Raw genomic sequence first — 8,409 nt, 5'->3', positions numbered from 1 at the left:
CCGCGGGGGTGGGCCCGCTTGGGGGGTGGGCGGCGCGGGCTAGTCCGGGGTGGGGGGGTCCGGTCGTTGTTTGGGTGTCGACCCTCGCCACCCCCCGCGAACCCGCGAGGCCGGTTTTACGGCGCGACCGGCCCCGGGATGGCGTACAGCTTCTCCCCGGCCCAGTGGACGACGTCCCGGACCGGCGCGGCCGGCGGTGCGGGCCGGAAGTTGGCGGCGTCGTCGATGCTGCCGGTGCCGTCGTAGACCGCGCGTTGCGGGTAGGCGAACACCGGGCGGGTCCGGGTCACCGTGCCGGCGGCGTCGCGGCCGGTCGCGGTGACCACCGTGGGCGTCGTGCCGCGTTCGACCCAGGCGACCAGCTGCTCGAGCGGGTCGAACTCGGTGAGCGTGGTGCCGCCGCCGCAGTGGTAGAGCGACGGGACCATGAACAGCCGCGCCCAGTCCTGCGGGCGGCCGTGGGTGAGCCGCTGGTAGTAGTCGAGGGTGCCGGCGGGCGGGATGGCTTCGTCGTTCCAGCCGTGCCAGAGCAGCAGCTTGCCGCCGCGCCGCTGGAACACCGAGAGGTCGAGGCTCAGGGCGTCGTAGCGGACCCCGACCGGGGTGAGCCGGTCGAATTCGCGGCGGGTGAAGGCGAAGGTGTCGACGGTCGACGCCGGTGCGCCGATCGGGTAGCCGAGGTAGCGCAGGTAGTTGTCGGCGAGGTTGCGGGCGAAGGAGAAGCCGCCGGTCTCGGGGGTGGCGATGATCCACCCGGCCCACGACAGCTCGGATCCGGGCAGCTGGCCGCCGGGGTAGAGCAGTGTGCCGCGCTCGTCGACGGGCGGCGAGTACAGCTTGCGGACGACTCCGGCCTGGGCCGGGGTGAGGCAGGACGGCGTGTCGGCGCCGGCGCAGGTCAGTGTGGCCGGGTCGAAGCGGCAGGTGCGGGGGTCGTCGAGCTGGCCGTCGGCGAGCCCGTCGAGGCGGTCGCAGGCGGCCAGGACGGCGTTGTGCAGGGCGGGCAGCTTGGCGGCGGTGAGGATCGGGCTGCCGTCGGCGGCGCTGTTCACCCGGGCGAGCCAGGTCTGGTACACCCCGAGCAGCGGGCCCCAGTAGTTCGCGGGGGCGCCGGCGTCGATGCCGTCGAAGTCGGCCGGGTAGCGCTGGGCGAGCAGGAGGCCTTCGCGGCCGCCGTCGGAGCAGCCGCTGAAGTAGGACTTGCGCGGCGGGGCGCCGTAGAAGGCCTGGATGATCGCTTTCGAGGCGCGGGAGACGACGTGGGGTGCGCGGAACTCGAAGTCGTTGCGCGCGGCCTGGTCGTTGGCGCCCCAGCGGCCGTCGTCGACGATGGCGGGCGTGGTGCCGACGTGGCCGTCGTCGGTGGCCGCGACCGCGACGTCGCCGCCGTGGGGCAGGCCGCAGTCGGCGAAGGCGGGCGGGTTGACCACGCCACAGAAGCCGCCGCAGCCGTACTGCAGGTAGCGCCCGGCGTAGGTGGTGGGCAGGCGCAGCTCGAACCGGACGGCGGGTTCGACGTACCCCTGGACGCCGCAGTATTCGGGGTCGGTCGCGGTGGCCGCGACGACGGCCGCCGAGGTGACGTGGGTGGGCGCGCCCGGAAGGGCGAAGCCGCGGACCAGGCCGGCGCAGGAGGTCACCGGCCGGACGGCCGAAGCGGTCGCCGCGGTGGCGGTGGCCGGGGTGAATGTGGTGGTGGCGAGCGCCAAGGTGGCGATCGCGGTGAAGATCCGGAACGTTCTCATCGGGCCCCCGTTTTCCGCGTTGTCTGATTCCGGTCAGGTTTGGCGAGCGGTCTTGACATCGATGTCACCCGCGCGTTTCCCTTCGTTGGCGCCGCCGGTCCCCGCCTGCGCGGCGCTGCTGAATCCGCCCTCCGAGCTTGGAGCAACGATGCCCCGAAGCGCCAGACCGCCGGTCGCTTTCCTGGTGACCGCCGCCGCGGTCGCCGCCGGCCTGGTCGCCCTCCCCGCGGCCTCGTCCGCCGCCGAAGACGCCCTCCCCGCCGACTTCTCGTCCTCCTTCGAGCCCGGTGACGTCCAGCCGACGTGGACCGACACCGTCGACACCGACGCGGCGGGCAAGCCGCGCGCGTCCGGGATCAACGGCGCGAACGGCACCGCGATCCCCGGCGACATCCGCGGCAAGGTGACCGAAACCAGCGCCACCAGCGAGAACACCGGCGGCGGCGAGGTCGTCGCCAACCTGGTCGACGGCACCACCGACACGAAGTGGCTGTCCTGGGACCCGACGGCCTCGGCGCAGATCACGCTGTCGGAGCCGACGTCGATCACGCACTACGCGATCTCCTCGGCCAACGACTTCGCCGAGCGCGACCCGAAGGACTGGACCCTCCAGGGCTCGAACGACGCTTCGAGCTGGACCGACCTCGACAAGCAGGCCGATCAGGCCTTCACCGAACGGTTCCAGCAGAAGGACTACAAGCTCGCCGCGCCGACCCCGGCGTACAAGTACTTCCGGCTGGACATCACCCGCAACAACGGCGGCCCGATCCTGCAGCTGTCGGAGCTGCTGCTGGCCAACGACGAGCCGGCCCCGCCGCCGCTGCCGAACATGCGCACCTTCACCGACGCGGGCCCGACCAGCGGGTACACGAACAAGAACCGGGTCGGCTTCACCGGGCTCAAGGCGTTCCGCTACTCCGGCAGCCAGACCGAGGCCCACGGCTTCTCCTACAACAAGGTCTTCGACGTCGACGTCCCCGTCGTGCCCTCGACCGAACTGTCCTACAAGGTGCAGCCGCAGTTCATCACCGGCGACCTCAAGTACCAGAGCACGAACGTCGCGATCGACCTGGTCTTCACCGACGGCACCCGCCTGCGCGACCTGGGCGCGACCGACCAGTACGGGTTCCCGCTGACCCCGGAGGGCCAGGGCAAGAGCAAGGTCCTCTACACCAACCAGTGGAACCTGGTCCGTTCGGCGATCGGCACGGTGGCCAAGGGCAAGACGATCGACCGGATCCTGGTCGGCTTCGACAACCCCGACGGCCCCGGCTCGCTGCAGGGCTGGCTCGACGACGTCAAGATCTCCGCGACGCCGACCCCGCCGGCCAGCACCCGCCCGAGTGACAACGTGCTCACCACGCGCGGCACGATGGCCAACGGCAGCTTCTCCCGCGGCAACAACTTCCCCGCCACCGCGGTGCCGCACGGGTTCAACTTCTGGACCCCGGTCACCGACGCCAACGCCGACAACGGCGACGTGCGGTGGATGTACAACTACCACAGCCAGAACAACGAGCAGAACCTGCCGGAGCTGCAGGCCTTCGCTGTCAGCCACGAGCCGAGCCCGTGGATGGGCGACCGGCAGACCTTCCAGGTGATGCCGTCCGCGGCCGCCGGTGTCCCGGACGCCAACCGCGACGCGCGGGCGCTGCCGTTCAAGCACGACAACGAGACCGCTCGCGCGCATTACTACGGGGTGCAGTTCGAGAACGGGATCAAGACCGAGATCGCCCCCACCGACCACGCGGCGGTGTTCCGGTTCTCCTTCCCGGGCAGCGACTCGAGCCTGATCTTCGACAACTACAAGAACCAGGGCGGGCTGACCCTCGACACCGCGAACGGCACGCTGTCGGGCTACACCGACGTCAAGAGCGGCCTGTCGGCCGGGGCGGGGCGGATGTTCGTCTACGCCACATTCGACAAGCCGGTCACCGCGGGCGGGAAGATCACCGGCCAGGGCCGCGACAACGTCACCGGGTACCTGCGGTTCGCCGCCGGCGCCGACAAGACGGTGACCATGCGGATCGCGACGTCGCTGATCAGCGTGGACCAGGCGAAGAAGAACCTGGCGCAGGAGATCGCCCCGAACGCGACCTTCGACTCCGTCCGCGACGCCGCGCAGCGCCTGTGGGACGACCAGCTGAAGGTGATCGAGGTCGAGGGCGCGTCGAAGGACCAGCTCACGACGCTGTACTCGAACCTGTACCGGCTGTTCCTCTACCCGAACTCGGCGTTCGAGAACACCGGCACTCCGGAGAAGCCGAAGTACCAGTACGCGAGCTTCGTCTCGCCGAAGGCGGGCGCGGACACCCCGACGCAGACCGGCGCGAAGATCGTCGACGGCCAGACCTACGTCAACAACGGGTTCTGGGACACCTACCGCACGACCTGGCCGGCGTATTCGCTGCTCACGCCGGACATGGCCGGGAAGATGGTCGACGGGTTCGTGCAGCAGTACCGCGACGGCGGCTGGATCTCGCGGTGGTCCTCGCCGGGTTACGCCGACCTGATGACCGGTACCAGCTCCGACGTCGCCTTCGCCGACGCCTACCTCAAGGGCGTCCGCAACTTCGACGTCAAGGCGTCCTACGACGCGGCGCTGAAGAACGCGACGGTGACCCCGCCGAACAACGCGGTCGGCCGCAAGGGCATCGACGAGGGCATCTTCCTCGGCTACTCGCCCAACACCGCCGACCACGGGTTCTCGTGGTCGATCGAGGGCTACGTCAACGACTACGGCATCGCGAACCTGTCGAAGAAGCTCTACGACGAAGCCCCGGCGAGCGACCCGCGCAAGCAGGAGTACCTGGCCAACTACGAGTACTTCACCAGCCGCGCGCAGCAGTACGTGAACCTGTTCGACCCGAGCGTCGGGTTCTTCCAGGGCCGCGACGCGCAGGGCAAGTTCAGCCGCTCGCCGCAGGACTACGACCCGCGGGTGTGGGGCATCGACTACACCGAGACCGACGGCTGGGGCATGGCGTTCTCCGTGCCGCAGGACGGTCAGGGCCTGGCGAACCTCTACGGCGGCAAGGCGGGCCTGGCGAAGAAGCTCGACGCGTTCTTCGCCGACCAGGAGACCGCGAACTTCCCGGGTTCCTACGGTGGGGTGATCCACGAGATGCGGGAGGCCCGCGACGTGCGGATGGGCCAGCTCGGCCACTCCAACCAGGCCTCGCACCACACGCTCTACATGTACGACTACGCGGGCCAGCCGGCCAAGACGCAGGCGAAGGTCCGCGAGGCGCTCTCGCGGCTCTACACCGGCAGCGAGATCGGCCAGGGCTACGCGGGTGACGAGGACAACGGCGAGCAGTCGGCGTGGTGGACGTTCAGCGCGCTGGGCTTCTACCCGCTGCAGATGGGCAGCCCGGACTACGCGATCGGGTCGCCGCTGTTCAAGAAGGCGACGATCCACCTGGCCGGCGGCAAGGACCTGGTGATCAACGCGCCGAAGAACAGCGCGAAGAACGTCTACGTCCAGGGTGTGAAGGTCAACGGCAAGGCGTACTCCTCGACGTCGCTGCCGCACGACCTGATCGCGAAGGGCGGCAAGATCGACTTCGACATGGGCCCGAACCCCTCGTCGTGGGGCACCGGCCCGAACGACGCGCCGAAGTCGATCACCACGGGCGACGCCGCGCCGGCGCCGCTGCACGACGAGACCGGCCCCGGCAAGGGGACGCTGTCCACTTCGGACGGGTCGAACGCGGCCGCGCTGGTGGACAACACCTCGCGCACCCAGGCGGCGGTCACCGGTGCGGTGCAGTACCAGCTGAACTCGACCGACGAGGCCGTCGCGAACTACACGCTGACGTCCCAGACCGGCGCGGGTGACCCGAAGAGCTGGGTGCTGAAGGGCTCCTACGACGGCAAGACGTGGGCGGTGGCCGACCGGCAGGAGAACCAGGCGTTCAGCTGGCGGCAGCAGACCCGCGCGTTCAAGGTGGCGAACCCGGCGCACTACGCCTACTACCGGCTCGAGGTGACCGCGACCAGCACCGGCGCCCCGGCGCAGCTGGCCGAGTTCGAGCTGCTGGGCAAGCCGGACGCGGCGTGCACGAAGACGATCACGGGTGCCTCGTCGGGCCCGCTGTCGGTTTCGAGCGGGACGGTGTGCCTGGAGAACGCGACGGTGTCGGGCCCGGTCACGGTGAGCGGCGGCGCGTCGCTGATCGTCCGCGGCGGCCAGGTCAAGGGCCCGCTGGCGGCGACGGGGGCGGCTCAGGTGGTGCTGAACCGCACGAAGGTGGCCGGTCCGGTGGCGATCACCGGGGCGACCGGGACGGTGTCGATCGAGCTGACCGACATCGGCGGTCCGGTGGCGCTGACGGGCAACCACGGGCCGGTGCTGACCTCCAGCACGGTCGGCGGCCCGCTGGCGTGCGCGGTGAACAACCCGGCACCGACGGACCACGACCTGCCGAACGTGGTGCGCGGCCCGGTGGCCGGGCAGTGCACGAAGATGTAACTCAGCAGTAGGTGCGTGAAGGCCACTCCGAGTGCATCGGGGTGGCCTTCACGCGTTTCCGGCACCGCTGGTGCGGATGACTCATTCCGGACGGCAGGTGTCGGTGTAGCGGGCGGCGATCGCCATCGCCCGGTCGCGCAAAGCCGTGCGGAGGGACTGCGGGGCGAGGGCTTCGGCGTCCGCGCCCAGCTGCCACAGCGCCCACTCGGCGTGCCAGGCGTCCTGATAGTTCACTTCGAACCGCAGCCAGCCGTCACCGTCGGGTTCCTCCGCGCGGACCGCCACCGCGGTGCCCAGCAGGTCTTCTCGGCGGGCCGGGCGGACCCGGACCAGCGTCGTGAGGTGGCCGTCGGCCAGGAAGGCGGCGCAACGTTGCCGCCAGAGCCGGTCCAGGTCGACCTCGCCCGGCCGCTCGGCCGGTTCGGCCAGCGACTCGGCGGCCCGGATCCGCGACAGCCGGTACGTCCGGTCCGCGCCCGCCCGCGTCGCCAGCAGGTAGCCGCGGTCGCGGACGGTGACCAGCCCGATCGGGTCCACCGTCCGCCACCGCGGTTCCTGGTTCGCGGCCGCGTAGTGCACGCGCAGCCGGCGTCCGCCGAGGACCGCGCGGCGGACTTCGAGCATCGCCGGGTGGTCGACCTCCTCGACGACCGGACGGCGGGAGAGCAGGTCGGTCTCGGGTTCGACGAGGAACCGCCCGGCCGTGGCCACCTGGGTCGGGGGCAGCGCGTCGGCCACCTTCCGCAGCGCCGAGGCCAGCGCCGGGCCGAGGCCGAAGGCCCGCCCGGTGGTCAGCAGGGCCAGGGCTTCGTCGTGGTTGAGGCCGGTGAGTTCGGTCCGGAAGCCCGGTAGCAGCGCGAACCCGCCGTGGCGGCCGCGTTCGGCGTACACCGGGACACCCGCCGCGGACAGCGCATCGATGTCACGCAGCACCGTGCGGGTGGACACCTCCAGCTCGCGGGCCAGCACCTCCGCGGTCAGCCGGCCGCGTTGCCGCAGCAACAGCACCAGGGAAACCAGCCGGTCGGCGCGCACCCGGGGAACCGTAGCGAATACCCGACACAGGATGTCGTGATTGCCCGGAAAGCTCCACGCAGTACTCGCGACGAACGGAGCTGAAGTGGCACTGGAACGCACGGCGGTCAACCCGGTGACCTGGTCCCTGGATCTGGGCTTCAACCAGGGGGAGGTCGTCTCGGGGCAGACCCGCACCCTCTACTGCTCGGGGCAGACGGCGCTGGACGCCGAGGGCAAGCCCCGGCACGAGGGGGACATCGCCGCCCAGCTCGCGCTGAGCCTGGACAACCTCGAGGCGGTGCTCACCGAGGCCGGCATGTCCCTGGCGCACCTGGTCCGGCTCAACGTCTATACCACCGACGTCGACGGGCTGTTCCCGCACTACGGCGTGCTGGCCGCGCGGCTCGGTGCCGCCGGGGTGGCCCCGGCCACCACGATGCTGGGGGTGAGCCGGCTGGCGGTCCCGGGCCAGCTGGTCGAGCTGGAGGGCACCGCCGTCGCCTGATCCGGACACTACTGCCCGCGCCGGCGCGGGCAGTAGTGTCCAGCACGCTGCGCCGTTCGGCGGCGGTTACGGTGGGCGCATGTCCGACGCCGCGTTCTTCTCCTCCTTCGAAACCGGTGACCCGCAGCCGGTGGACCCCGGCCTGCACGTCGGCGGCGGCCCGGACCGCTCCCCCACGGCCAAGACCGGCGTCGGCCACACCGGCCTGCGGGCCCTGCGCTACGGCGACCGGCCGCGGGCCGTCCTGTTCGAACTCGACGCACCCGTCACCGGGCGCACCGAGCTGTCCTATGTGGTCTTCCCGGTGGCCGACGGCGAGATCCCCGCCTACCACGCCACCCGAATCAGCCTCGACGTCGAATTCGCCGACGGCACCACCGCCGGCTTCGACCCGGTGGACGACAAGACGCTGTGGGTGGACCAGTGGAACCTCGTCCGCCGCCCGCTCGGGGCCTTCGCCGGGCGCCGGATCGCCCGGATCGTGCTGCGCACCGACGCGCCCGGGGAGATCACCGGCTGGCTCGACGACGTCCGGGTCGCCGAGCGCCCCGAGCCGCCGCGCGACCCGGTCGACTGCGTCCGCACGACCCGCGGCACGCACTCCAGCGGCGACTTCTCCCGCGGCAACAACTTCCCGGCCACGGCGGTGCCGCACGGGTTCAACTTCT

At 71.2% G+C, this 8,409-nt stretch carries 4 protein-coding genes and 1 pseudogene; 3 read left to right on the top strand and 2 right to left on the bottom strand.

What is annotated here, in order from left to right:
• Positions 1–116 precede the first annotated feature (116 nt).
• The gene (locus ACWEVN_RS43815; protein ID WP_452055227.1) at positions 117–1,745 is read right to left on the bottom strand and encodes a tannase/feruloyl esterase family alpha/beta hydrolase; all 1,629 of its coding nucleotides are present in this window, start codon (positions 1,743–1,745) and stop codon (positions 117–119) included.
• Positions 1,746–1,893: 148 nt separating this feature from the next.
• Here ACWEVN_RS43815 and ACWEVN_RS43810 point away from each other — a divergent pair, with 148 nt between their 5' ends.
• Positions 1,894–6,219, top strand: a complete 4,326-nt coding sequence (locus tag ACWEVN_RS43810) for a GH92 family glycosyl hydrolase (RefSeq protein ID WP_452055226.1) — start codon at positions 1,894–1,896, stop codon at positions 6,217–6,219.
• A gap of 81 nt (positions 6,220–6,300) precedes the next feature.
• Here ACWEVN_RS43810 and ACWEVN_RS43805 read toward each other — a convergent pair whose 3' ends face one another.
• A complete protein-coding gene (locus ACWEVN_RS43805; RefSeq protein WP_452055225.1) occupies positions 6,301–7,254 on the bottom strand; it encodes a helix-turn-helix transcriptional regulator in 954 nt (317 codons plus the stop codon).
• A 91-nt stretch (positions 7,255–7,345) separates the two neighbouring features.
• Here ACWEVN_RS43805 and ACWEVN_RS43800 point away from each other — a divergent pair, with 91 nt between their 5' ends.
• Together ACWEVN_RS43800 and ACWEVN_RS43795 are read left to right on the top strand one after the other, a co-directional pair.
• Entirely contained in the window at positions 7,346–7,741 is a 396-nt protein-coding gene (locus tag ACWEVN_RS43800) for a RidA family protein (protein ID WP_452055228.1), read from the top strand.
• A gap of 79 nt (positions 7,742–7,820) precedes the next feature.
• A pseudogene (locus tag ACWEVN_RS43795) lies at positions 7,821–8,409 on the top strand (GH92 family glycosyl hydrolase); the annotation flags it as partial.

It is taken from the genome of Amycolatopsis sp. NPDC003861 (assembly GCF_053605405.1).
This window is presented reverse-complemented; position numbering and strand designations above follow the sequence as displayed.

Bases quoted from the DNA above. Each gene is read 5' to 3' on its own strand.
- ACWEVN_RS43815 (WP_452055227.1), bottom strand. From the start codon at position 1,745: ATGAGAACGTTCCGGATCTTCACCGCGATCGCCACCTTGGCGCTCGCC.
- ACWEVN_RS43810 (WP_452055226.1), top strand. From the start codon at position 1,894: ATGCCCCGAAGCGCCAGACCGCCGGTCGCTTTCCTGGTGACCGCCGCC.